The sequence below is a fragment of the Komagataeibacter saccharivorans genome (assembly GCF_004348195.1).
In the GTDB taxonomy this organism is placed as follows: domain Bacteria; phylum Pseudomonadota; class Alphaproteobacteria; order Acetobacterales; family Acetobacteraceae; genus Komagataeibacter; species Komagataeibacter saccharivorans.
The window spans coordinates 12,335-36,052 of record NZ_CP036405.1 but is presented as its reverse complement, the minus strand read 5'-3'; the positions used below and the strand labels follow the sequence as shown (position 1 = coordinate 36,052).

23 protein-coding genes and 1 pseudogene are annotated in these 23,718 nt (G+C 58.0%); 12 read left to right on the top strand and 12 right to left on the bottom strand.

The features are described from left to right. Positions 1-63 precede the first annotated feature (63 nt). Positions 64-1,191, top strand: coding sequence for a metallophosphoesterase (locus tag KSAC_RS14435; RefSeq protein WP_132306366.1), 1,128 nt, complete (start codon positions 64-66; stop codon positions 1,189-1,191). Positions 1,192-1,337: 146 nt separating this feature from the next. Next, complete coding sequence (locus KSAC_RS14430) at positions 1,338-1,784, top strand: DUF1493 family protein (RefSeq protein ID WP_132306364.1); 447 nt, start codon at positions 1,338-1,340, stop codon at positions 1,782-1,784. A gap of 746 nt (positions 1,785-2,530) precedes the next feature. Here KSAC_RS14430 and KSAC_RS14425 read toward each other — a convergent pair. From KSAC_RS14425 to KSAC_RS17775, 4 genes are all read right to left on the bottom strand, one after another. Then, complete coding sequence (locus KSAC_RS14425) at positions 2,531-2,965, bottom strand: hypothetical protein (protein WP_132306362.1); 435 nt, start codon at positions 2,963-2,965, stop codon at positions 2,531-2,533. Beyond that, a complete protein-coding gene (locus tag KSAC_RS17865) occupies positions 2,965-3,174 on the bottom strand; it encodes a glycoside hydrolase family protein (RefSeq protein WP_408884762.1) in 210 nt (69 codons plus the stop codon). The genes KSAC_RS14425 and KSAC_RS17865 overlap by 1 nt, the downstream gene beginning before the upstream one ends. A gap of 251 nt (positions 3,175-3,425) precedes the next feature. Then, positions 3,426-3,809, bottom strand: a complete 384-nt coding sequence (locus KSAC_RS14420) for a hypothetical protein (RefSeq protein ID WP_174234172.1) — start codon at positions 3,807-3,809, stop codon at positions 3,426-3,428. Next, positions 3,784-3,999 (bottom strand): RNase A-like domain-containing protein, encoded by a 216-nt coding sequence (locus tag KSAC_RS17775; protein ID WP_341812876.1) that lies wholly within the window; start codon positions 3,997-3,999, stop codon positions 3,784-3,786. Before KSAC_RS17775 ends, KSAC_RS14420 begins: the two co-directional genes overlap by 26 nt. A 503-nt stretch (positions 4,000-4,502) precedes the next feature. On the opposite strand from KSAC_RS17775, the gene KSAC_RS14415 reads away from it, so the two are divergent. Then, the gene (locus KSAC_RS14415) at positions 4,503-5,873 is read left to right on the top strand and encodes an NAD-dependent succinate-semialdehyde dehydrogenase (RefSeq protein ID WP_132306360.1); all 1,371 of its coding nucleotides are present in this window, start codon (positions 4,503-4,505) and stop codon (positions 5,871-5,873) included. 105 nt (positions 5,874-5,978) lie between these two features. Here KSAC_RS14415 and KSAC_RS14410 read toward each other — a convergent pair. From KSAC_RS14410 to KSAC_RS14390, 5 genes and pseudogenes are all read right to left on the bottom strand, one after another. After that, a pseudogene (locus KSAC_RS14410) lies at positions 5,979-6,869 on the bottom strand (aldo/keto reductase). A gap of 48 nt (positions 6,870-6,917) precedes the next feature. After that, positions 6,918-7,631 (bottom strand): SDR family oxidoreductase, encoded by a 714-nt coding sequence (gene bdcA / locus KSAC_RS14405; RefSeq protein WP_132306358.1) that lies wholly within the window; start codon positions 7,629-7,631, stop codon positions 6,918-6,920. Next, positions 7,628-8,080, bottom strand: a complete 453-nt coding sequence (locus tag KSAC_RS14400; protein ID WP_132306540.1) for an SRPBCC family protein — start codon at positions 8,078-8,080, stop codon at positions 7,628-7,630. Before KSAC_RS14400 ends, bdcA begins: the two co-directional genes overlap by 4 nt. A gap of 32 nt (positions 8,081-8,112) precedes the next feature. Beyond that, on the bottom strand, positions 8,113-8,874 hold the full coding sequence (locus tag KSAC_RS14395; RefSeq protein ID WP_132306356.1) for an SDR family NAD(P)-dependent oxidoreductase: 762 nt from the start codon (positions 8,872-8,874) through the stop codon (positions 8,113-8,115). A 159-nt stretch (positions 8,875-9,033) separates the two neighbouring features. Further along, positions 9,034-9,672 (bottom strand): TetR/AcrR family transcriptional regulator, encoded by a 639-nt coding sequence (locus tag KSAC_RS14390; protein ID WP_132306354.1) that lies wholly within the window; start codon positions 9,670-9,672, stop codon positions 9,034-9,036. Between the two features lie 194 nt (positions 9,673-9,866). On the opposite strand from KSAC_RS14390, the gene KSAC_RS17860 reads away from it, so the two are divergent. The 5 genes from KSAC_RS17860 (at position 9,867) to KSAC_RS14365 (ending at position 14,755) form a co-directional block, all read left to right on the top strand. Continuing rightward, positions 9,867-10,040: a hypothetical protein gene (locus KSAC_RS17860; RefSeq protein ID WP_165927352.1), complete on the top strand. Its 174-nt coding sequence runs from the start codon at positions 9,867-9,869 to the stop codon at positions 10,038-10,040. Between the two features lie 340 nt (positions 10,041-10,380). Then, positions 10,381-11,724, top strand: a complete 1,344-nt coding sequence (locus KSAC_RS14380) for a GntT/GntP/DsdX family permease (protein WP_132306352.1) — start codon at positions 10,381-10,383, stop codon at positions 11,722-11,724. A 14-nt stretch (positions 11,725-11,738) separates the two neighbouring features. Beyond that, positions 11,739-13,256 (top strand): carbohydrate porin, encoded by a 1,518-nt coding sequence (locus tag KSAC_RS14375; protein ID WP_243705390.1) that lies wholly within the window; start codon positions 11,739-11,741, stop codon positions 13,254-13,256. Positions 13,257-13,727: 471 nt separating this feature from the next. Then, positions 13,728-14,192 (top strand): nuclear transport factor 2 family protein, encoded by a 465-nt coding sequence (locus KSAC_RS14370; RefSeq protein ID WP_132306348.1) that lies wholly within the window; start codon positions 13,728-13,730, stop codon positions 14,190-14,192. A gap of 2 nt (positions 14,193-14,194) precedes the next feature. Next, positions 14,195-14,755, top strand: coding sequence for a TetR/AcrR family transcriptional regulator (locus tag KSAC_RS14365; RefSeq protein WP_132306346.1), 561 nt, complete (start codon positions 14,195-14,197; stop codon positions 14,753-14,755). Between the two features lie 24 nt (positions 14,756-14,779). On the opposite strand, the gene KSAC_RS14360 is transcribed toward KSAC_RS14365, so the two are convergent. Genes KSAC_RS14360 through KSAC_RS14350 form a run of 3 tightly spaced genes read right to left on the bottom strand, consistent with a single transcriptional unit; the run spans position 14,780 to position 17,381 of the window. Beyond that, the gene (locus KSAC_RS14360) at positions 14,780-14,914 is read right to left on the bottom strand and encodes a DUF2474 family protein (RefSeq protein ID WP_174234174.1); all 135 of its coding nucleotides are present in this window, start codon (positions 14,912-14,914) and stop codon (positions 14,780-14,782) included. Continuing rightward, positions 14,911-15,942 (bottom strand): cytochrome d ubiquinol oxidase subunit II, encoded by a 1,032-nt coding sequence (gene cydB / locus KSAC_RS14355; RefSeq protein ID WP_110547339.1) that lies wholly within the window; start codon positions 15,940-15,942, stop codon positions 14,911-14,913. Before cydB ends, KSAC_RS14360 begins: the two co-directional genes overlap by 4 nt. A gap of 2 nt (positions 15,943-15,944) precedes the next feature. Continuing rightward, entirely contained in the window at positions 15,945-17,381 is a 1,437-nt protein-coding gene (locus KSAC_RS14350; protein ID WP_207918855.1) for a cytochrome ubiquinol oxidase subunit I, read from the bottom strand. Positions 17,382-17,950: 569 nt separating this feature from the next. On the opposite strand from KSAC_RS14350, the gene KSAC_RS14345 reads away from it, so the two are divergent. The 4 genes from KSAC_RS14345 (at position 17,951) to cysT (ending at position 23,708) form a co-directional block, all read left to right on the top strand. Next, a complete protein-coding gene (locus KSAC_RS14345; protein ID WP_132306538.1) occupies positions 17,951-19,342 on the top strand; it encodes an NAD-dependent succinate-semialdehyde dehydrogenase in 1,392 nt (463 codons plus the stop codon). A gap of 726 nt (positions 19,343-20,068) precedes the next feature. Then, positions 20,069-21,748 carry an OprO/OprP family phosphate-selective porin gene (locus tag KSAC_RS14340; RefSeq protein ID WP_132306342.1) on the top strand — a complete coding sequence of 560 codons (1,680 nt, stop codon included), beginning with the start codon at positions 20,069-20,071 and terminating at the stop codon, positions 21,746-21,748. Between the two features lie 71 nt (positions 21,749-21,819). Then, positions 21,820-22,845, top strand: coding sequence for a sulfate ABC transporter substrate-binding protein (locus tag KSAC_RS14335; RefSeq protein ID WP_110547342.1), 1,026 nt, complete (start codon positions 21,820-21,822; stop codon positions 22,843-22,845). Then, entirely contained in the window at positions 22,842-23,708 is an 867-nt protein-coding gene (cysT, locus tag KSAC_RS14330) for a sulfate ABC transporter permease subunit CysT (protein ID WP_118963814.1), read from the top strand. Before KSAC_RS14335 ends, cysT begins: the two co-directional genes overlap by 4 nt. Positions 23,709-23,718 lie beyond the last annotated feature (10 nt).

Genomic DNA, 23,718 nt, shown 5'->3' with positions numbered 1-23,718 from the left:
TGGCCCGTGCGCAGGGGGACGGAAGATGTCTCCCTGCGCTTTCGTGCGAGGATATTGATTGTAATGCGCCTTGTTGTTTTCGGTTTACCCCTTCTTGTCGTGATCCTGAACTGGCTCTGGCCGTTACCACTTCCGCTGGGCCTGAAAATACCCGTGGCCGCACTGGTGGTTGTAGCCGCACTCTATCATTACTGGTCCCGGCTTTCTTCGGGTTCCATCTTCGCGCCAGAATTTCCCCGCCCTCTTGTCATCATGTTCAACTGGGCGTTTGGGGCGATCCTGTTCCTCACGCTGCTTCAGATCACACTTGATCTCGGCGCATTGCTGGTTGCGCTGGTGACATGGCAGCCGGTGCATATCCCGGCGGACGCGCGGGTAACCGTGGGCGCGATTGCGGGCATGCTGTCTGCCATCGGTGTCGCCAACGCGCTGCGGGTTCCACCGGTCAGGGACGTGACCATCACCATTCCCGGCCTGCCGCCAGCGTTTGACGGGTATCGGCTGGTCCAGTTGACCGATATGCATATCAGTCGGCTTTTCCCCGCCAGATGGGTACAGGCAGTTGTGGACCGCACCAACGCGGCTGACGCCGACATGATTGTTGTGACGGGCGATTTCATTGACGGTTCGGTGGCCATGCGCCGCGCTGACGTGACCCCTCTTGCGCAGTTGCATGCGCCGGACGGTGTTCTGGCGATACCGGGAAACCATGAATATTTCTTCGACTACGCCGACTGGATACATCACCTGTCGGAACTGGGCTTTCACATGCTGCTGAACCGCCATGCTGTCATCACACGGGACGGAGCCAAGCTGGTACTTGCTGGCGTCACCGACCGGTCGGCGCCCGGGCATGGACAGGCTGGCCCGGATCTGGCAGCGGCCCTTGCAGGCCGTCCCGCCGGGGCGCCGGTCGTGCTGCTCGACCACCAACCCGGTGATGCGCGCGCTGCTGCCGCACAGGGTGTTGCCCTTCAGTTATCGGGACATACGCATGGCGGGATGATTTTCGGTCTCGACCGTCTCGTTGCACGTGGCAACAACGGGTTTGTCTCCGGGCGCTACAATATTGGCGGAATGACGCTTTACGTCAGTAACGGCACCGGACTGTGGTCGGGCTTCGCACTCCGGCTGGGCAGGCCATCCGAGATCACCCGTTTTCATCTGAGGCCACAGCCGCCTTCTGAATAGCCCCTGTATTTTGGGACACCCTGAGCATTCAAAATCTGCTGCCGTATGTAGGTGTTGCTATCACCTTTTACGACGTATCGAAAATTGTTTATAATACTTCTCAACAGTATTATCGTCTGGTTAAATCTGAAGACAGGATTTTTTAAATGTATATTATCTCAGATAAACTAAAAAATTTCTTAATTTCTGAACAAGAAATTTCTGAGGAAGAAATTAAACCGTCAACAAGAGTAGTAGAGGATTTTAGTCTGGACGGAATTGATGCTCATTACTTCATGGAATCTTATGCAGAAACATTCTCAATCAAGGTGGGGGATTTTGATTATTATCGATATTTTAATGATGAAACACAGGTTTTATTAATTATCCCTGTTATCCTCTTTGTTTTTTTTCGATTTCTGATCTGGCAACTTTTGCTGGGCAAACCAGTCCGCAAACCGACAACAGTACCAGTCACATTAGCCATGCTCCAACAAGCAATAGACGATGGTGTCTGGAATTGCGAACGTATTGAATCTCTTGCTGGCACACAGGTTTATCCACCCCCTTCAAAAAAATCAGGGTGGTTTTCGCGCATTCGTAACAAGACATGAACTGGCACAATTTAGAATTATCCAATTCAATCTGACATGCGAATAACGGAAACTCCACGGATCTATTGATCCCGTGGGGTTTTCTGAACGTTGTGTGGTTGCAGGAGAACACTACCAACGACACTTGCAACTGGTGGATGCGTGGATATCTGCCGCCCGAGCGCAGCTACTGGTTCCATCCCGCCAGATATCCGTTTGTTGCTCAACGGTATGGTGGCGGTGCTGCCCATGACGTGACACGCATAAATACTGTGGAGATGATGAAGCAGTTTGATATGACGCGGAACAAGCCTCTGGCAGATGTCATGAAGGCATGAGTTGCCCCTATTCGGAACAACCGAAAGTCGCCAGAAATGATGCTGTCCTCGACACCGTTGGCGGATCGCTATTCCGCATGGCCCACCTGATGAGATTCGAACCTTGACCGGGCAGAATACCACACGCAGGTCCGCTATACGGAAAGCGACAAAGTATCCTGAATATCCGAATTGAAGGCGCATCCCGCCTGTCCGCTTCTATTTCTTGAGCGGACAGGCAGTTTAAGGGGAGCGAATGCGAAAGGTCGACTGTGGGAGATAAACAGCTTCTGGAGAATTTCCACTGAACTCTGGTTCAGCAGAAAGGCTCTGTTTCATTGATTTTTGTGAGCATCTTCACCCGTTCATATGATCCCATCTGACCGGGATCTGCTCTGGCAGACCCGCCGAGCGTTATGTTTCCGGCCGGATCGCCCGGCGCAGAGACCGTTACTTGCGATGATGTCGTTTCGGATCGCACGATAGAAGGGTGACACCAGCCGTATCTTCAAAATCGTCCGGATGCGCCGTAAGAGGCATGGACATGATATCGTCGCGCCGATGGTCGGCATAGACGAACGTCAAATAGTAAGACCGGGCGTCGTTCGAAGGATCGCCATTAAACATTTTGTCCCATTCCAGCAGGTCGCGCCGCAGCGGCGATCCGACATCGCCGCTGCGGGTCCAGACCGCCGACACACAGGTCGAAACACGCTCAACGCGCACAATCAACCGCCCATTGAGAAACGCCTTTCCATCGAGCTCCTCGTTGAACATCGTATTACCGTTGTAAGACTGCTCTTCTAAAGACTCCGGTTTGGCGCCCGCGTGTGCGGTGCCGCCGATACAGACAGCGCAAATCAGGCTCAGGATAGCGCGGATCATCAATATCGTTCTTCCAGCATAAGTGTAGCCTCGTCGTGGCGTCTCTTGACCAGACCGTTCATCATCTTGCCTTTCGAGCGCACCTGCTCCTCGATGATCCTGACGGCCTTGCGTTTGTCGCCGGTGTTAATAGCAGCACGGACACCCGGCCAACCTCTTCCTGGATTGTAGACGAACGAAACGAAGGCGTCGAACTCGTTTTGTGTCAGGTAGACATGGGTACCCCGACGAACGATCGCCTCTCATAACCAGACCCACGCGTTACGCCGGAGACCAAAGTCCGATATCAGGCAAATAAGAGCGACCTAAATCGTCCGCCATGAAGGCGATCACCGCCTGTCTGCTTGATGTTCACTGAACAGACAGGCAGCTAAGGGGGGGTAAGCGGATGGTCTGTTTCTGGAACGCCAACACATGGAAACAGACATTTCTGTATTCCATGTTGGTGAATTCCCGGCTCCTACCCGTCGCGGTCAATCTCTCTTCCCGCCCGCACCTCGGGGTCATTTTCAAAGGTATGCAGAACGGCTGACCAAAATGCCCGCAGGCTTGGAAAGCTGCCCCAGTTAGGTGGTTCTTCAATATCCGCCGTGGGGTCCATACCGAGCACAGCCCAACTGACGCGATCGAGGTCCATATCGCTATAGGCCAGTAACGTCCTTAATTCGTTGACTGTCTGCTGCTTGAACGGCAGGCGATGCATGCGCGGCGCATCTTCAATGACCTCGAACAGTGTATCGCCAAAGAGCTCAGGATCCTCGCCAAACGAGCTCGCGCCCAGATTAGAGAGACGCGGAAACAGGTCGAGAATATCATATTTAGTCAAGTTTAACAGTTTGGACATAGTAGATCATTCCATTGTGTTCTTTTTTGACAATTGTAACTTGAATGCGCCGCGCAGTCTTGCGCTGCCGATTGGCCCTCTCGATGACGACAGTTCCTCCCCCTGAGGTGTGTCCTTCAAGGAGGATTGCATTTCCATCTCTGGCGTTCTTGAGCCAGCCATCAATCTTGGAGGCGTTACCGTTGAGCACTTAGTGAATAATGAAACGACAGGTTTTTTCTTTGTGAACTTACGATCTATATTTTTGTTTTTCAGGTCAACGTGCTTTAGTAGGACATGACCGTCTTCTTTCCTGCGATCATGGAGCGGCGCTTATTGGTGGTTGGGATCGAACTGCCTCTGTCGATGGGGTGGAAATGGTCTGACCTGACGCTTTTGAACGAAAATTTCATCAAAAACATTTTCGGGCTACCACATGGTGATAAACCTTGCGTGATAATAACGCGGCACGTTGATCTTCACACCACCTATTGCGCCCCGAATGCCTGCACATGGGCACCGCTAACCCTTTGGGCGAGCCCCTGCCCTGTTCCCACCGCGCATTGACACGATACGGATAAATATAGTCACGATAGGGAGAGCGTCCCAAACAGGTCGCCCCCGCCAGGAGCATACCTGACCCGAGAACCAGTTCCCAATCCTTCGGTCGCCAACAACGATGACTGGCGCAGCAGCCATAAAGGACATGATGACATGAGCCCCTATCGCACCATCAACCCGGCTACCGGCAAGACGGAAAAGGTCTTTGACCTTCATGACGACAAGACGATGCACGCGAAACTGTCCACCGCCCACCAGTTGTGGGAAAGCGACTGGCGGCGCCGTTCCATCGCGCAGCGCAAGGCAGTCATGCTCAAAGCTGCGGAAATCCTGCGCAAGGACAAGGAGAAGCATGCCCGCCTGATTTCCATCGAAATGGGTAAGATCCTGCCCGAAGCCATCGGGGAAATCGAGCTTTCGGCTGACATCCTCGCCTACTACGCGCAAAAGGCTGAAACTTTTCTGGCACCACGTGAACTGCCGGTATCCCGGGGACACGCCATCGTCACTAGCGAACCGTTGGGCATCATCTATTGCGTGGAACCCTGGAACTTCCCCTATTATCAGTTAGCCCGCGTCGCGGCCCCCAACCTGATGGCGGGTAATGTCGTAATGGTCAAACACGCGCCCAGCGTGCCACAATGCGCGGTGGCGTTTGAAGAACTGTTCCGTGAAGCAGGCGCGCCCGAAGGTGCCTATACAAATCTGTTCATTACCAATGACCAGTCGGAAAAGCTGATCGATTGCCCCGAGGTACGCGGCGTCGCCCTGACCGGAAGTGAACGCGCCGGTAGCGCCGTTGCATCTCAGGCGGGCCGTGCGCTGAAGAAAAGCACGATGGAATTGGGCGGGTCGGACGCGTTCATCGTGCTGGATGACGCCGATCTGGATAAAGTCGTGCCGCTGGCCATCAGTGGGCGCATGTCCAATAACGGTCAGGTCTGCACCGCCGCCAAGCGAATGATCGTACATAAGTCGCTGGTTGAGGAATTCACGTCACGTCTGAAAACGGCGGTGAACGAATTCGAGTATGGCGACCCGCTGGAACAGGGTGTCAGCCATGGACCGATGAGCAGTCAGGCCGCCATGGAACGGGCCATTTCACAGGTGGAAAAGGCCGTGTCCCACGGGGCCGAACTGGTTGTGGGCGGCAAGAAGATCGACCGTGAAGGTTTTTTCATGAAGGCCGCGATCCTGACCAGCATCACCAGAGACAACCCCATTTTCTATGAGGAAATATTTGGGCCTGTCGCCATCATCCATTCCGTCGGGAGTGACGATGAAGCTGTCGCTCTGGCCAATGATTCACCATATGGCCTGGGTGGTTCCATCCAGACCAGCGATGTAGAGCGTGGCCGCCGCGTTGCGGCACGGATCGACACGGGCATGGTGTTCATCAACAACATTACCGGCACTGCGCCCGACCTGCCATTTGGCGGGATCAAGAACTCCGGTTATGGCCGTGAACTTTCCGAATTTGGTATTGAGGAATTCCTGAACCGCAAGCTGGTTCATACTCCCTGATCCTGCCAGAGAATTCCGCCCCCTGTCGCATGTCGGGGGCGGTTTTCCATATACCACTTTTCTGTCGGGCGCATGCAACACCGCCGAAGTGGAGGGCATGCACCGCTACGGCGTTGACTGAAACGCCTTTCGTCCTTCTGAATCCAGTGCGGCAAAGTCTTCGTCGGATAGAGTGATGTCAGCGGCGGCGACGTTCTGCTCCAGATGTGCAACCTTCGAGGTGCCGGGAATTGGCAGCATTACCGGACTGCGTTTCAGAACCCATGCCAGTGCGATCTGGCTGGGATGGGCGCCGTATTTCCCTGCCATGGTGTCCAGAACTGAGCCCGGCTTCGCAAGGTCACCAGCCGCGAGCGGAAACCACGGAATGAACCCGATGTTCCGGGCGGCGCAATAATCGAGCACGTCCTCGCTGGTACGATCAACGAGATTATAACGGTTCTGGACGGTTGCTACGTTAAAGAATTTCGATGCAGCCTTGATGTCCTCGATGGATACTTCGCTCAATCCCGCATGACGGATCAGTTTCTGGTCGATAAAGGATCTGATCGCATCGAACTGCTCGTCCGCCGGAACCTTGGGATCAATCCGATGTAACTGCCACAGATCGATCTGCTCGACGCCGAGGTTGCGCAGGCTTTTGTGCACCTGCTGAAGCAGATATTCCGGTCACCCGACCGGCTTCCAGATGTCCGGCCCCGAGCGGGTCAGGCCGCCCTTCGTGGCGATCACGATGCCCCTGGGATAAGGATGCAGCGCCTCCCTGATCAGCCATTCCGAGACATCCGGCCCATAGGCGTCCGCCGTATCGATAAAATTGACGCCGAGTTCGGGAAGGCGCTTCAGCGTGCGGATGGCCTCGTCATGATCGGCTGGCGGCCCCCATATGCCTGATCCGGTAATGCGCATTGCGCCGAAACCGAGCCGGTGAATGGTAAGATCGCCGCCGATCGCAAAATTACCGGATCTGGTGGCGTTGCCGGATGAATGGGTCATTGCCCTCGTTCCTTTTTTCCAGCAGATGGTTTGCAATCGGTTATTCGGTCAGGCCGCAAAGCCACCATCGATGTTGTATGCGGCGCCAGTGATGATGCCTGCTTCTGGTCCAGCAAGATATGCGACCAGCCCCGCAATTTCCGCCCCCGTAGCATGGCGTTTGATTGCCATGAAGTCGTGCATCACGTCCTTCAGCGGGCCATCGGCGGGGTTCATGTCGGTATCGGTGGGGCCGGGCTGAACGACATTGACGGTAATGTCACGCGCCCCGAAATCGCGCGCCAGTCCCTTGACCATACCTTTCAGTGCCGCCTTGCTGGCGCTGTAGGCTGCAAGGCCAGTCATCGGCATACGGTCGGCATTGGCCGAGCCGATGAAGATAATGCGGCCGCCGTCCGGCATATTCCGTGCGGCGGCAACCGCCGCGTGGTATGCGGCATGGGTATTGATGCGGAAAAGCCGGTCGATGTCATCTGGCGGCATTTTCAGTGGGTCGCCCGCACCAAGAATTCCGGAATTGACAACCAGCACATCCAGAGGACCAAGCGAGACGATCAGCGCGATGAGAGCATCGCGCTCGCCGCTATCGGCGCGCAGGGCCCTGCTCCCGGTCTCGGCCGCCAATGCCTGGGCATCGTCAGGGGAGGAAAAATACGTGAAAACGACTTGCGCGCCATCCGCTGCAAAGCGACGGACAATGGCAGCGCCAATCCCACGGCTGCCGCCAAGCACGAGGACGGATTTGCCATAAAAACTGCTCATGACCGTGTTCCTGCCGCTGTCATTATGTCCGTCAGTCTATTGAATGCTGGCTGATAGATGTGTGTTGGCATTCTGGCCTCCATCCCGGCTGCATGTCCGGCAGCCGCTTCAAACTGACCGCACCACCGGATAAAGGTACGGTTGCCGTCGGTTACGGGCAAAAGCGCGATTGTCGAGCGGTAGTTTCGGATCGGCAAAGCCGATTCAATGATCGAGAACGTCACCGCATGATCCACGTCGGACAGCGCCAGAAGCTGTTCACGAATGACGCCGACATCGCCCATTTCAAGGCGACGGACCGCGCCGACACGGTCGCCGGGATCATCGCCTTCGATCACGCAGCTTTTCACACCCGGCAACCAGCGACCAAGGGCGCCGAAATCACGGATCAGTCCCCAGACGGATGAAACGGATGCAGGAATGACGCTGCTGGCCATAACATGGATCATGGAGTAGCCCCCTCTAATGTCTGTCGGGTCGCTCATAGCGACTGGCCTCCTGTCACCTCGATACGTTGACCATTCACCCAGCGCATGTCGTCAGACAGAAGCCCGCGGACCGCCGCCCCGATGTCATCGGGCTGACCGACGCGTCCCAGGGGCGTGATCTCTGCGAGGCTTCTGTTGATCCCGGCATCGTCACGGACCAGACCGCCGCCAAAGTCCGATGCGACCGCGCCGGGGGCTACGGCATTGACCGTAATGCCGCGCTCGCCCAACTCTTTCGCCATATAAAGGGAGATGACTTCAGTTGCGGCTTTCATGGCCGCGTAAGGACCATGATCGGGCAGATAGAAGCGCGTCGCGGCAGAGGTGATGTTGAGAATGCGGCCACCATCGCGGATCAGCGGAAGGAGCGCTGCCGTCAGCAGGTATGGCCCCTTGAAGTGGATGTTGTACTGATTGTCGAGCTGTTCGGATGTCGCGGCGTCGAAACGTGTGTGAATGATGTTGCCTGCGTTCTGGACGACATAATTCAGTTCCCGCTGCCCGAACTCGTTTGCGAGAAGGGCTTTGACTTGCCCTGCAAAATCCGTGAACGACGCGTGGTTCGCAATGTCCAGTTGCAGCATGTGCAGCTTTGCATCCTCCTGACTGAGGGCGGCTTCCGCTGCTTTCGCCTCGCCTTCATTGGCATGCCAGGTGCCGATCACGCTGATGCCGGCGGCGGTCAGATGCTTCGCGATGCTGTAGCCGATGCCGCGATTGGCGCCCGTGACGAGTGCGATTTTTGAGATGCTCATGATCGGATTCCTTGAGGAGGCATGGCGTTGTGTTCCGAAAAACACCATTTCCATACCGACCGATCCATAAAAGAAGCGCGACGTAGGGTCAAGAAATTATGGATTGTTCGATACATAATTAGAGTGCCGTAGCCACCCAGCCTTGCTTCCGCCAGTTCGTCAGCGCTTTTGGGACCGTTTTCCTGCTCCCGGCTTCACCGCGTTGACATCCCACAATGTCAGGAGAGACGTGACGGCCGCATCCAGTTTTTTTGACGTCATCCCGTCCCTGGCCTCGCATGTCATGCCGTGAAAGAAGGTTGTGAGAATATCAGGCAGAATATCGGTCGCCGCAGACGCTTTTAATTCGCCAATGGCGATGGCACGTTCCACGCAGGCTCTGATGCCTGCACGCGTGCGCTGTCGTTCCGCAGCGAGCAGAGCCTGAACGGGTTCGTTTTCGGGTGAGCAGTTGCTGGCACCAGACACGACCAGACACCCGGCCGGATGTGCGCGGGCAGACTGCATACGTGCCGAACCGCGCAACGTCCGTTCGATGGCCTCGCGCGGTGGCAGGCTTTCATCCCATAAAGGCACCATGACCTGCCCATACGTCGCCAGATAATGCTGCACGACTTCCCGGAACAGGGCTTCCTTCGAGCCGAACGCGGCATAGAAACTGGCAGGCGAAATATTGCCCATGCTGGCCTTGAGCTGGGTCAGGGAGGTTGGTTCGTAGCCCTGCGCCCAGAAGAGCGCCGTGGCGGCTTCAATCGCCCTGTCGCGGTCAAATTCACGGGGACGCCCGGTCCGCGCCATGTTATCGCTCCTGTGGAAAGACTTCCATATTAATTAATCCAGAAATTATTGCCAAGACTACTGTCTCCCTATATGCATATCGTCCGGTCCATATATGGGTGGCCCATGACCCGGACCATCCCGATACCCACGCAAAAAACCGATGAGCGACTGCCTGTCTGCCCGTGCTGGCCATGACCGGCCTCATCTGCGTCATGACCGAAACCCTGCCGGCGGGTCTGTTAACTGAAATTGGCGCTGATCTTCCAGATCAGGCCGAACCTTGTCTATCAGAGGAAAAATGCCTGCCTTCCAACGGACCTCGGCAACAGGGATGCCCCTTCCGCCTGTTTCAAAACAAACGTGACCTGAACCTCGGTGAACTTTGACGCCTTCATGAAACTCTTCCCCTCCCGGATACGGGACCATAAGTGGAAAATTTCAACTCAAAATAGCCATGTTTTATGAAGTAAGGCACGACGACACCAATCAACGGCGCTTCAATCCCTCGGCCTGTAGCACATATTGTGCAATGCACAATTTATGAAAATCCTACTGTTACATTTCGTGTATATTTTAGCTTCGATGTCTGTTTTTATTGCAGATACCGCTACAAAAACTGGAACAGTTACAGGATGGGAGTTCTTTTATAACATTTTCTTTATGGCCTGACCTTCCCGTCAGCCACAGGCGTTAGGCCGTGTGTCAAACCATGGGAGTATTTATGGGATGAGCGCGGCATTTGCCATCTCTCTTGCGCTAACGGCAATTCTGGCCGTTATTGTTCTGATCGCCCGGTTCCGTCTGAACCCCTTCATTGTTCTTTTCATCGTATCCATCGCCCTTGCCCTTTTTGCAGGCATGCCGGCAGATCATGTCGTTGCGTCCTTTGAAAATGGCGCGGGACATGTGCTGGGCCATGTTGGCACCGTCATCGCGCTTGGCACCATGCTGGGCAAGATGCTGGCGGAATCTGGCGGGGCAGACCGTATTGCACTGACCATATCCGGGTTTGCAGGGCGCGAACGCGTGGACTGGGCCATGATGGTGATTGGCCTGCTGATCGGCCTGCCGGTGTTTTTTGAGGTAGGCTTCGTGCTGCTCATTCCGCTGGTGTTCGTGCTGGCTGACCGCACCAATATGCCCCTGCTGCGGGTGGCGTTACCTATGGGGGCGGCGCTGTCGGTCACGCATGCGCTTATTCCGCCGCATCCGGCGGCGTTGCTGGCCCTTAGCGCGTATCACGCCAATATCGGCCATACGATCATGCTGGGTATCATGATCGGCACGCCCATCGCGGTGATTGCCGGGCCGGTCTTTGGTCGCTTTGCCTCCGCCCGCGTGCCGCTGACCGGGGTAAACCCGCTGGCGGAACAGTTCGTAAAACACGAACCGGCAGCCAATATGCCGAGCTTTTTCCTGACGGTGTTTACCATCCTTTCGCCTGTTGTCCTGATGCTGGTCGGATCGCTGGCCGACCGGATCACGACGGTACACGGCACGGCCAATACCGTGCTGCATTTCGTGGGCAATACGGACATAGCGCTTGCGCTGGCAACACTGCTGTCCTTTTACGTGCTGGGGGTGGCGCAGGGATTTTCCGCCGCCACCATCCTGCGCTTCACTAACGAATGCCTTGGTCCCACGGCGCTCATCATGCTGCTGATCGGCGCAGGCGGCGGCTTTGGCCGGGTGCTGATCGACAGCGGGGTATCGCGCGCCATTACCGATGCAGCCCTTGGCGCCCATATGCCACTGCTGGTGCTGGCGTGGGTTCTGGCGGCCATCGTGCGTGTGGCGTGCGGGTCGTCCACCGTGGCGATGGCGACGGCGTCCGGTATTGTCGCCCCCATTCTGGAACACAGCACCGGGGTTTCACCCGAACTCATGGTGCTGGTGACCGGGGCGGGATCGGTTGCCTTCGGCCCGATGAATGATGCCGGTTTCTGGCAGATCAAGGAATATCTGGGCCTGACCGTACCGCAGACCATCAAGACATGGTCAGTCCTGGAAACGCTGATTGCCGTATGTGGACTGGTCTTCTGCCTTATTGCGTCGATTTTCATACATTAATGGGGCGCATCCTCATGTTTCCTGCTACCGCAATTCCAGTGCGTGCCCGTTCGGCGCGCCTGCTGGCCGGTCACGTGCGTCACGTTGCGCGCACGGCCCTGTATACGCTGCCACTTGCGCTGGGCTGCATGTTGTATGGTACCCCACGCGCCGGGGCACAGGTCATGGACCGCGATATCGGTTCGGCCCCCAGCCTGCTGGTGTCACGCCCACTGCCCAGCCATGCCACGCGCAAGACTACCGTACCGCCGTTTTCCGAACCGGAAGCGGTGGCGCCTAACCCCGTGTCAAAATGGCTGCGCCGTCGGGGAATCAACTTCCTTGTGGACAACACCAACGAATTCGCGGGCGCCATAACCCCGCCCACGCGCGGCAGTACGCCGGGGTTCAGCAATTATAAACAGGGCGCAAGCAATGCCGGGCAATACGCCATGCAGCTTGACATGGACTGGGACAAACTGGCGGGCTGGCACGGGTTCGCCACCCATATGGTAACCGTTGGCCGTTATGGTACGACGGCCAACCGCATGTTTGGCGACTGGCTGAACCATGCGTCCGAAGATTATGGCGGCGGCGGTAACGTGGTGGTCCACCTTGTCTATGCCTATGGTGAGGAAACGCTTCTGGGCGGGCGACTGGCGATTGCAGCGGGCCGCATGGCCGAAATATCGGATTTTGCGGCCAGTCCCCTGTTCTGCAACTTCCAGAACGGCAGTATCTGTGGTCGCCCCAAGGGCATTACCGACACCAATTTCGCCGCCGGCTACCCCGCATCCACATGGGGATTCCGCGTGCGCGGCCGTCCCGCGCGGTCCGTCTATGTGCAGACCGGGCTGTACCCGATTGAAAACGGGATTTATCAGGTGTTCCAGCACCGGACGGGATTCAAGTTCAACGGCGCGAACATCATCGGTTATGCCGCGCCGATAGAAACCGCATGGGAACCTGTTTTCCGTCACGGCACGCTGCCGGGGCATTATAAATTCGGTGCACAACTGTTCAGCACGCCGCAGAGTGACAATTACCTTGATGTAAATGACGCGCCTTACGGACTGACGGGCCGCAAGCAGAAGCAGCATGGCGCGTCATGGTCCACATGGGTAATGTTTGACCAGCGCCTGCTGCATTACCACGACAAGGATTCCGGCCTGACCGCGCTGTCCGGCGTGATCTATAACGATCCGCGCACGTCACTGCGCAAATATCTTGTCTACGCGGCGCTGCTCAATCGCGGTGCCTTCCGCGCACGTCCGTATGACACGATGGGCTTTGCCCTGACCTATACACGGATTGCCGATGGCGTAACGCTGGCGGAACAGGACATGATTGATAGCGGCAACAGAAGCAGCCTGCCCAACCATGCAACCGGCGTGCAGCGCGATACCGTCGTCATGGAAGCGAACTATGCCATACATGTCATGCCGGGTGTTATCTTCACCCCGTTGTTCGAATACTATATTCACCCCAACGCCCAGTCCAACCTGCGCGACGCTGCATTGCTCGGTTTTAAAAGTCATATCCAGTTGATGTAAATAATAATACCTATTTTATTTCGGAAGTATGGTGCGGGTGTCATCCATGTGGTGGGAAGTAGCGACCACCACCTGAAGCGGAAACGGATCGGGGTTTCAGCGCATGACCATACAGAACCGTATATGACAAAAATATCGAAATCACAGACCCAAATACCGCCAACGAACGATGAAAATACGCTGCTCACACTGGGCGGAAATATAATACTGATAAAATTAGACGGGTATTTCTATATGCGGGATTCTCTGGCCTGATGTGTTCCCGGCAATGGAATCCTTCATATATCTTTCTCATATGATTCCGATAAATAATTATGATTGAATTTCCTGAAATCCGTACACCCCATCACCTGACTGCATGACCGCCGATGCCCGAAGTGGGATTTGCCCCGTTTCCATTCGCGGGCTTGCTTTTCATCATCAATCCTGTGCCGTTTGGTACACACAAAACCATTTGGTACGGAGTCGCCCATGCCTACACCGCCCCTTCCTCCCTTCACCGCTGAAACTGCTGCCGAAAAGGTCCGGGCAGCCGAGAACGCCTGGAACAGCCAGGACCCTGCCCGCGTGGCGCTGGCCTATACGCCAGACAGTAACTGGCGGAACCGTACCGAGTTTTTACAGGGACGTGACGCAATCACCGCTTTTCTTACCCGCAAATGGTCGCGGGAACATGAATACCGTCTGGTCAAGGAATTATGGGGATTCAGGGTTAACCGGATGGCGGTCCGCTTTGCGTATGAATGGCATGATGATGCGGGGCAGTGGTTCCGCTCCTACGGGAACGAGTTGTGGGAGTTCGATGACGATGGCCTGATGCGCCACCGGGTGGCGTCAATCAACGACCTTCCCATTGCCGAAACGGACCGCAAACTGCTCTGGTCTGGCACGCAGCGCCCGCTTGATTACCCCTCACTGAGCGAACTGGGGCTGTAACCATGGCCCGTCTGGTCAGTGAAAAGGCCGACATCATTCCCCAACTGGGGGAAGTGTTTCGAGAACATGGGTATGAAGGGGCAAGCCTTGCCCTGATTTCGCGTGCAACCGGTCTGGGGAAAGGAAGCCTGTATCATTTCTTTCCCGGCGGAAAGGAGGAGATGGCGGCAACCGTTCTGGCGGAGATTGATGGCTGGTTTGAACGGCATATCTTCGCCCCGCTGCGGGCGACCGACCAGCCCCGCGATGTGATCGAGGGCATGTTTGGCGCGGTCAGTGACTATTTCCGCTCGGGCCAGCGGATCTGCCTGGTTGGTCTTCTGGGACTGGGTGACAGCCGTGACCGCTTCGCGGTCGTGATCGAAGGCTATTTCGCCCGCTGGATCACAGCACTTGAAACCGCGCTGGTCCGGCTGGGACACGCCGCACCCAGGGCACGCGAACAGGCGGAAGAGGTGGTGGCGGGGATTCAGGGGGCCATCGTACTGGCGCGGGCGCTCGGGTCCCCCGACACTTTCAGCCGTACCCTCGTCCGACTGAAGGCGCGCATGCTGGCCGGGTGATACACTGCGCCATGTCGCGACAATTCAGGGATGGATCAGCAGTCGCAGCACCCCCGCCACCACGGCCAGCGCGCTGACACCCCCCACCCACAGGGCGACAAACCACAGTAACCGGGTCCCCAGCGACCCAAGGGGGCGATGCCTGAACGCCCCCTTCAATGGTAAGTCTCGCCATGCACGCTCACCGGCCCGCGGAATACATGATAGGCATAGGCCGTGTAGGTCAGGATCAGCGGCAGCAGCACCAGCGCACCCACCAGCAGGAAAGCCTGACTGGTCGGCGGTGCCGATGCATCCCAGATCGTCATGCCGGGTGGGACGATGTAGGGCCATATATTGATGCCCAGCCCCGTAAAGGACAGGAAAAACCACCCAAGGGCACACAGGAACGGAATGCGGCGTGATGTCCTGCCACGCAGGGCACGGAACATCGTAATGGCCAGCGCCACAACCGCTACGGGAACCGGGGCGACAAACAGGATGCGCGGCCAGTCCGTCCAGTGCTGCATGTAAGTCGCGTGCAGCGCCGGGGTCCACAGGGACACAACGCCGATCATCAGCAGCATGAGGACGGACAGGATGCCCGCCCATTTACGCATGGTGGTCTGCAGGTCGCTTTCCGTACGCCAGACAAGCCAGGTCGCCCCCAGCAATGTATAACCGCAGGCAACCGCCACGCCGCAGAACAGGGGAAATGGGGCAAGCCAGTCAAGGCTTCCGCCGACAAAGGCATTGTTCTCGACCCTGATCCCCCCGACAAGTGTGCCCAGAATCACGCCCTGCATGATTGCGGCGATCAGTGACCCCACGAAAAATCCCGTATCCCACAGGTCCCGGTTGCGCTCCGTATGCATTCTGGAACGGAATTCAAACGCGACACCCCGGATGATAAGCGCGAACAGCATGACCAGAACCGGCAGATAGAGCGCAGGCAGGATGGTGGCATAGGCATTGGGAAAAACGCCATACAGGGCCGCCCCGCCGAATATCATCCACGTCTCGTTCCCATCCCATACCGGGGCGACCGTCTGGACCATGAGGTTACGATGTGTCCTGTCGGGTTCAGCAAGGAACAGGATGCCAAGCCCGAGATCGAAACCGTCCAGCACCACGTAAATGAAGATCGCCATGGCCGCCAGAACGGCCCACACGATAGGCAGCCAGTACGTCGCACCGGTCGGGTCCATGGTCATTCTCCTTCACGGGTGGGACGGGATGGCGGAATCGTATCGGAAATGGGGGCCGCCATCGCGGCCGCGCGCTGGGGCTGATGACGGTCCGGGGCAGCTTCATTGACATGGGGTTCTTTCATGAAGCCCCGCAGCAGGATGCTGATGCCGGATGCAAAGACAATGAAATAGACGATGACAAAACTGACCAGCGTGCCCGCCACCGCACCACCCGGAACGGGGGAAACACTGTCCGCCGTCCGCAGCAGGCCATAAACGGTGAAGGGCTGCCGCCCCACCTCGGTCGTGACCCAGCCGCACAGCAGGGCGATAAACCCGGCGGGCGCCATGATCAGGGCCGCACGCTGGAGCAGGACATCCGACCACAACCGCCCCCGCCAGCGCAGCCAGACGGAATAGAAACCAAGGGCCGCCATGAGCATGCCCAGCAGGACCATGATGCGGAAACTGAAAAACACCACATAGGACGGCGCGCGCTGGTCGCGGGGGTAGTCCTTCATCCCCGGCACCTTGCCCGAAAGGCTGTGGGTCAGGATCAGTGAACCGGCATAGGGAATGGCGATGCGGTAGCGCGTGACCTCATTCTGCATGTCCGGAATGCCGAACAGCAGTTCCGGCGCGTAGCTTTCGGACTCCCAGTCCCCTTCCATCGCGGCAATCTTGGCAGGCTGGTATTTCAGCGTATTCAGCCCCTGCGTATCGCCCGCAAGGATCTGTATGGGGGCGACGATCGCAGCCATCCACATGGCCATGGAAAACATGATCCTGACCGCTTCCGTTGGCTGCTGCCCCGCCCTGCGCGCGCGCAGCAGGTGCCACGCGCCCACACCCCCCACCAGCAGCGCGACGGACAGGAAGGCCGCCAGCGCCATATGAACCAGCCGGAAGGGGAAAGATGGATTGAAGATGATCGCCCACCAGTCATGCGGGATAAAACGCCCTGTCCCCGCTTCCATCGTATAGCCCTGCGGGGTCTGCATCCACGAGTTGGAGGCGAGTATCCAGCTCATGGAAATCAGGGTGCCGAGCGACACCACGCAGGTAGCGAAGAAATGCAGTTTGGGGCCGACCCGGTTCATGCCGAACAGCATGATCCCCAGAAAACCAGCTTCCAGAAAGAAGGCGGTCATGACTTCATAGCCCAGCAGGGGACCGAGAATGGGGCCGACCTTCTGTGAAAACCGCGCCCAGTTCGTGCCGAATTCGTAAGACATGACCAGGCCGGACACCACACCCATGCCAAAGACGATGGAAAAGGTATGCAGCCAGTAGCGGAACAGGTCCAGATAGACCTGCCTGCCGGTTTTCAGCCACAGCCCCTCCAGCACCGCCAGAAAGGCGGCGAGGCCGATGGAAAAGGCCGGAAAGACGATATGAAATCCGACAGTAAATGCGAACTGCAGTCGCGCCAGAAAAAGGGAATCCAGTCCGGCCACGGAAAATCTCCATTCTGCTGGGAACGGGCCTGCTTTCCGCCCGCAGGCGCAGATAACGCATGCAGCCGCAAACATGGGGCCAGAGGAAAAGGCCGCTTTCCCTGCAACGGGTTCCGTTACGCATAGTTGCGTTTTTTCAGGGGCAGCATGTCAGCCGACGTACGCCATCTGACTGTTTACGCAGCCAGCCCGCCCCCATGCGTTCAACAAGACGTGGCTGGCGTGCATGCTGCATTTATGACAGCGTTTTTTCTGTCGCCCCATCACAGCCGACAGGATCAGCCCTTCACCGGGACGTTCCCGATTCCGGTTTCCGGCAGGCTCATGACCGAAATACCCTTACCGGAACCCGGCTGGACATGATCGCAGGGCCGTCCTTCTTGCGGGGTGGAAAGACCGGCTCCGGTGTGAAGGCTGACAGACGGGAGAACATCAACCGGGATGCGGCAACCGGCGCAATGCCGGTGTCATGCCACAGTATTGCGACCGACCTGCGCAACCGCGCGCGCCACGCGCCGTTATGGCGCGCAATACCTGACCACCCCGGATTATCAGAAGGACCACGTTCAATGGCTTATGCGACGATCAATCCGTTTACGAATGAACAGATCAGGATCTATCCCAATTCCACGGATGCCGAAGTTGATATGGCGCTGGATCAGGCCCACGCGGCATTCCTGTCATGGCGCGGGACATCCTTTGCCCAGCGCGCGCAGGTCATGCAGAAGGCCGCCGACATCCTGCGCCGCGATATCGAAAAATATGCCGAAATCCTGACGCGGGAAATGGGAAAGCTCATTTCGGAAGCCAGGGCCGAAACCGAGCTTTCCGCCGCGATTTTTGAATATTACGCCAAAAATGCCGAAAGCCTGCTACAACCGCAGGACTTGCCGGTCGCCAGCCGCGATGAAGGCCGCGCCAAGATCGTATTCCAGCCGCTGGGCATCCTGCTGGCGGTTGAGCCATGGAATTTCCCCTATTATCAGGTGGCCCGCATTATCGCACCGCAGCTTTCGGCGGGTAATACGGTGGTGCTGAAACATGCCTCCAACGTGCCGCAATCCGCCGCCGCCATGGACCAGTTGATGATCGAGGCCGGACTGCCCAAGGGCGGGTTCCGTAACCTGTACCCCACGCATGATCAGGTGGCCCGCATCGTGGCCGACCACCGCGTGCGCGGCGTGGCGCTGACGGGGTCCGAGGGGGCAGGTGCGAAGATCGCCGCCGCCGCCGGTTCGGCGCTGAAGAAATCCACCATGGAACTGGGCGGGTCCGATGCCTTCATCGTTCTTGAGGATGCGGACCTTGAGAAAACCATCAAATGGGCCGTATTCGGGCGGCACTGGAATGCCGGTCAGGTCTGCGTATCCGCCAAGCGGCTTATCGTTGTCGATCAGGTCTATGACCGGTTCGTGCAGGGATATCGGGATGGCGTTGCGAAACTGAAGATGGGCGATCCCATGGACCCGGCGACAACACTGGCCCCGCTGTCATCGCAGGGCGCGGTGGACAACCTGAAAAAACAGGTGGAAGGCGCCATTGCAGGCGGTGCGAAGGCGGAAGAAATCCCGCTGCCCATGCCCAATACCGGCGCATTCTTCCGCCCCGTGATCCTGTCCGACATCGCGGAAGACAACCCCGCGCGACGGGAGGAGTTTTTCGGCCCGGTAACATTGCTGTTCCGCGCGAAGAATGAAGAAGACGCGATCAACATCGCCAATGATTCACCCTACGGTCTGGGCGGTTCCGTCTTTACGAAAGACGAGGCGCGGGGCGAAGCCGTGGCGGCGAAGATTGAAACCGGCATGGTGTACGTCAACCATCCTACCATGGTGAAGGCCGACCTGCCCTTCGGCGGCGTGCTGCGTTCGGGTTACGGACGCGAACTGATCGGCCTTGGCATCAAGGAATTCGTCAATGCCAAGCTGATTGACGTGGTGGATATCGACGCGCCGTTCTGAGATACCGTGGCACCTCCTTCCATGACCACAGGAAAATAAGTCCGGATTACGGATAGAAAATTCTGCTTCGGAATGACCGAACGCATGGCGTCTGCCGAAAGGCAGGCGCTTTTTTTATGGGCTGACCGCAGCAGGCATATTTCACGATGATCGGGGGATAATGTTCCCTCGCCGCTGGCGATCAGGTCCATTCCCCACACCCCGATCGCATGCCCGTCTTCCGTTACAGGGGAACGGACCCGCAGGCATGTACCCTCTATCCCACCCTTGTCCATCAGAGGACATATTCACGATCAGGGCGTGTATTTTTATCCCGAAGGTCGAAACCGGGTTCATAGGCCCGCGCCCCACTTCCTCGCCCGGCCTGTCCACGTTTCGATGCCGCCACAACAAACAACATAAATATCCGTGGATAGCAGGATGGCATTCCGGCTTATTTCACGCGGGGATATGAACGTTCCAACCCATTAATATATATAGGTATTATGCTCGGTTTTGGCCGATTTTCGCCCCTGATCCGCTTTAAACGAGCCCGTTCGTGCTATGTGACATATCTGCATCGTACCGTTCCTATCGATATTTAACATGTAATAACGTTGTTTAAACAAAGTTCCACGCTTGACACGGTCCTTTGTCGGGAATTAACTCGCCATCAGATGTGGTTTTTATCGGTTTAACTATCTGCTTCGTGTTTTTATGCGCGATCGTAGGCGAGGAATTAAAAAAATGGGCGTGCAACTTGGACGTCGTTATCTTCTTACGTTCAGCACCGTGATTTCAGTCGTGGCCTGCCCGTCCCTGGCCGCGGCAGCCACCTCGCAAGACGATTCCGTACTCGCGCTTCGCCGCGAAATGCTGGAAATGCGCCGCCAGATGTCGGCTGAAATCCAGCAGCTCCGCGCGCGTGTCGTCCGTGACGAAGGGCCGGGCGCCCTGCGCCCCGCAACGCTGGCGAAACGTCAGACACAGGTGGCCCGCGCGGCCGCGCAACCCGTGCCATGGTCGGGACCGCTGCCGGTCATCGGCGATGTCGAAGGGGGAGACCGCCCGCCCAGACCCCGAACCGATGCGGAGACACGCACCGCCCTGTCCGAAGGGCCGATCCCGTCATGGGCTGAATTCAAGGCGGCCACGACGCGCGATGAAAACGTGCATATCGGCGGCATGAGCATCGGCTTCCCGTCGGGACGCCCGACCATCGCATCCGATGACAAGGCCTATGCCTTTTCCGTGGGGCTGCTGGCGCAGGAAGATATCGGCGGGTTCATGGGGGCTGGTCCCCGTGGAAGCGAGGGTAAGGGCAATTTCAGCAACCTGACCGAAAACGCCCGCCGCCTGCGCCTGTATTTTGCGTGGCGGTACAAGGACTGGGTCGTAAACCTGACGCCGGATTTCGGTTCAAGTTCGGTCGATGGCTCCGTTTCACTGTTTGAAGCCAACCTGAACTATACCGGCATCAAGCATACGACGCTGACGGTAGGGTATTTCCAGCCCCGGTCGGAAGAAGAAAGCGCTGAACGTTCGGGCGCGTTCGAGTTCCTGGAGCGCCCGACCATTGTGGATCTGGTGCGCAACCTTGCTGGTGGTGTCGCGCGCTTCAGCGTCGGTGGTGAACATTACGAGGATCGCTGGCTGGTCGCCGCCTATTTCACGGGCCAGAAATTCGGTGATCGCAACAAGGACACAACAATCGTCGACAGCCAGACCGGCGGTGTCTTCCGTATTGCGGGACGGCCGTATGTCAGCAAGGACGTGGATGTCTATCTCGGCGCGGGTGCCACCAGCGCATTCAAGGTCAACCAGAACAGCAAGGGCCGCACCTATACCTTCAGCGACAATGTGGAAGTCCCGCTGGGGGAGACAAGCCTGCTGACATCGGGGGCGTTAAGCGACGTGGCCCAGATCTGGGCGGCGGGGCCGGAACTGGCGCTACGCTGGCGGCGGTTCCTGCTGAAGGGGCAGTATTACCATGTCGGCGTGCAGCGCGGGCATGAAACCAATGCCGAACAGCTCCCCTCCCTCGGCTTTGATGGGTGGTATGTCGCCGCCAACTATACCCTGCTGGGCAAGGGACGCGCGTTTAACGCCAAGACCGCAGCGTTTACCACGCCGGGCGTGGTGGAGGATTTCGACCCGTTCCGCAACCACTGGGGCGCGCTTGAAATCTCCGGGCGATGGAGCGTGACCGATCTGGATGGCGTGGCCAGTCAGGGTGGCGCAGGCATCAACGGTGACCAGCAGACCGTGTGGGAAGCCGGGCTGAACTGGTACCCGACCCGGCATGTGAAGTTCATGGTGGATTACGACCACTTCATCGTCAGCCGTTCCAAGGGTGTTTCGGGCGGATACAACGTGCTGGGCCGTGATGGCAACGCACTGGTGGGCCGTGTTCAGGCATCCTTCTGACCCCTTGCGCGGTTACTGCGTGAATACTTGCGAAACCCGGTCACTACCAACAATAACAGGGAGATATTCCAATGGTTACCAAAACGCGCCTGACACGCCGTGGCCTGTTGCAGGCAACCCTTGCGGGTGGGGCGGCACTGGCACTGCGCCCGACGCGGGCATGGGCTGCGACCGGCCTGCTCAATGTATCCTATGACCCGACACGCGAACTCTATCAGGACATTGACCGCAGCTTCTCGCGCTTCTGGGCGGAAGGGCATGGTGGCGCCCCGGTCCAGATCCGCACGTCGCATGGTGGATCGGGCGCGCAGGCCCGTTCCGTGCTGGAAGGTGCGCCCGCCGATATCGTGACCCTTGGCCTGGCCTACGATATCGATATCCTTGCGCAGAATGGCCTGCTGGCCACCAACTGGCAGACACGCCTGCCCCATAATTCAACACCGTTCACCAGCACCATCGTTTTCCTTGTGCGCAAGGGAAACCCCAAAAACATCCATGACTGGCCCGACCTGATCCGCGATGGCGTGCAGGTCATCACCCCCAACCCCAAGACATCGGGCGGCGCGCGGTGGAACTATCTGGCGGCATGGGGCTGGGCGCTGAACCAGCCCGGCGGTTCGGCGGACAGTGCGCGTGCGTACCTCAAGAAGCTGTTTACGCATGTGCCGGTTCTGGATACCGGGGCGCGCGGCGCGACCAACAGCTTCGTCCAGCGCGGTCTGGGTGACGTGCTGCTGGCATGGGAGGACGAAGCCCTGCTTGCCACGCGCGAAATCGGGCCGGACCAGTTCGATATCGTGGTGCCGCCCGTCACCATCCTTGCCGAACCCCCCGTCGCGGTGGTGGACCGCAATGCGCAGGCGCATGGCACGACGGAAATCGCACAGGCCTATGTGCAATACCTTTTCAGCGACGCAGGGCAGAAAATCGGCGCGAAACATTATTTCCGCCCCGTCACCCCGGCCATACTGGCTGAAAACCGCGACAGATTTCCCGCCGTGCATACATTCGACATCGCAAGCCTGGGCGGGTGGACGAAGGTGCAGAAGGAACACTTCGCTGATGGCGGCATCTTTGACAGCATCTATACAAAATGACCGGCGCGCGCGCATTCCCGCTATGGCTTCCGCGTCGGCAGCATGATGCGCTGCCGGGGTTCGGGCCGGGACTTGCCCTGACCCTGTTCTGGCTGGGCACGATGGTTGTCCTGCCCCTTGCCGCCCTGATCGTGCGGCCATGGGGTGAAGGACTGCATAGCGGCATGGAAGCCTTCGGGCATGCCGCGCATGACGGGCGCATGCTGTCCGCGCTGGGCACAAGTTTCGGCTCGGCCCTGATGGGGGCGCTGGCCGATCTGGTGCCCGGCCTGCTGATCGCATGGGCGCTGGTGCGCAGCGACATTCCGGGGCGGGGGCTGATCGATATGGTGATCGAACTGCCCTTCGCCCTGCCGACCGCCGTGGTCGGCATCACGCTGGCGACGCTGTATGGCCCGAACGGGTGGATCGGCGGCCCGCTGGCGCATCTGGGGGTGCATGTCGCCTTTACGCAGTCGGGCATTGTTCTGGCCCTTATGTTCGTGGGCCTGCCCTTTGTTGTCCGCACGGTTGCCCCGGTCCTGCGCAACCTGCCACGCGATGTGGAGGAAGCAGCCGAAATACTGGGGGCCAGCCGCGTGCAGATCGTGACGCGCGTGGTGCTGCCCGCGCTCTATCCCGCACTGGTCACGGCCTTCGGCATGGCGTTCGCACGCGGGATCGGGGAATACGGGTCGGTCATCTTCATTGCGGGGAACCAGCCGTTCCATACCGAAATCGCCCCATTGCTGATTGTCATCCGCCTTCAGGAATATGACACGCAGGGCGCCACGCTGATCGGGCTTGTACTGGTGGCGATATCGCTTGTTTCACTGGCCGCGATACGCCTGCTGCAACGCCACCTGTCCCATGGCGCGGGCTGAAAAGGAAAAT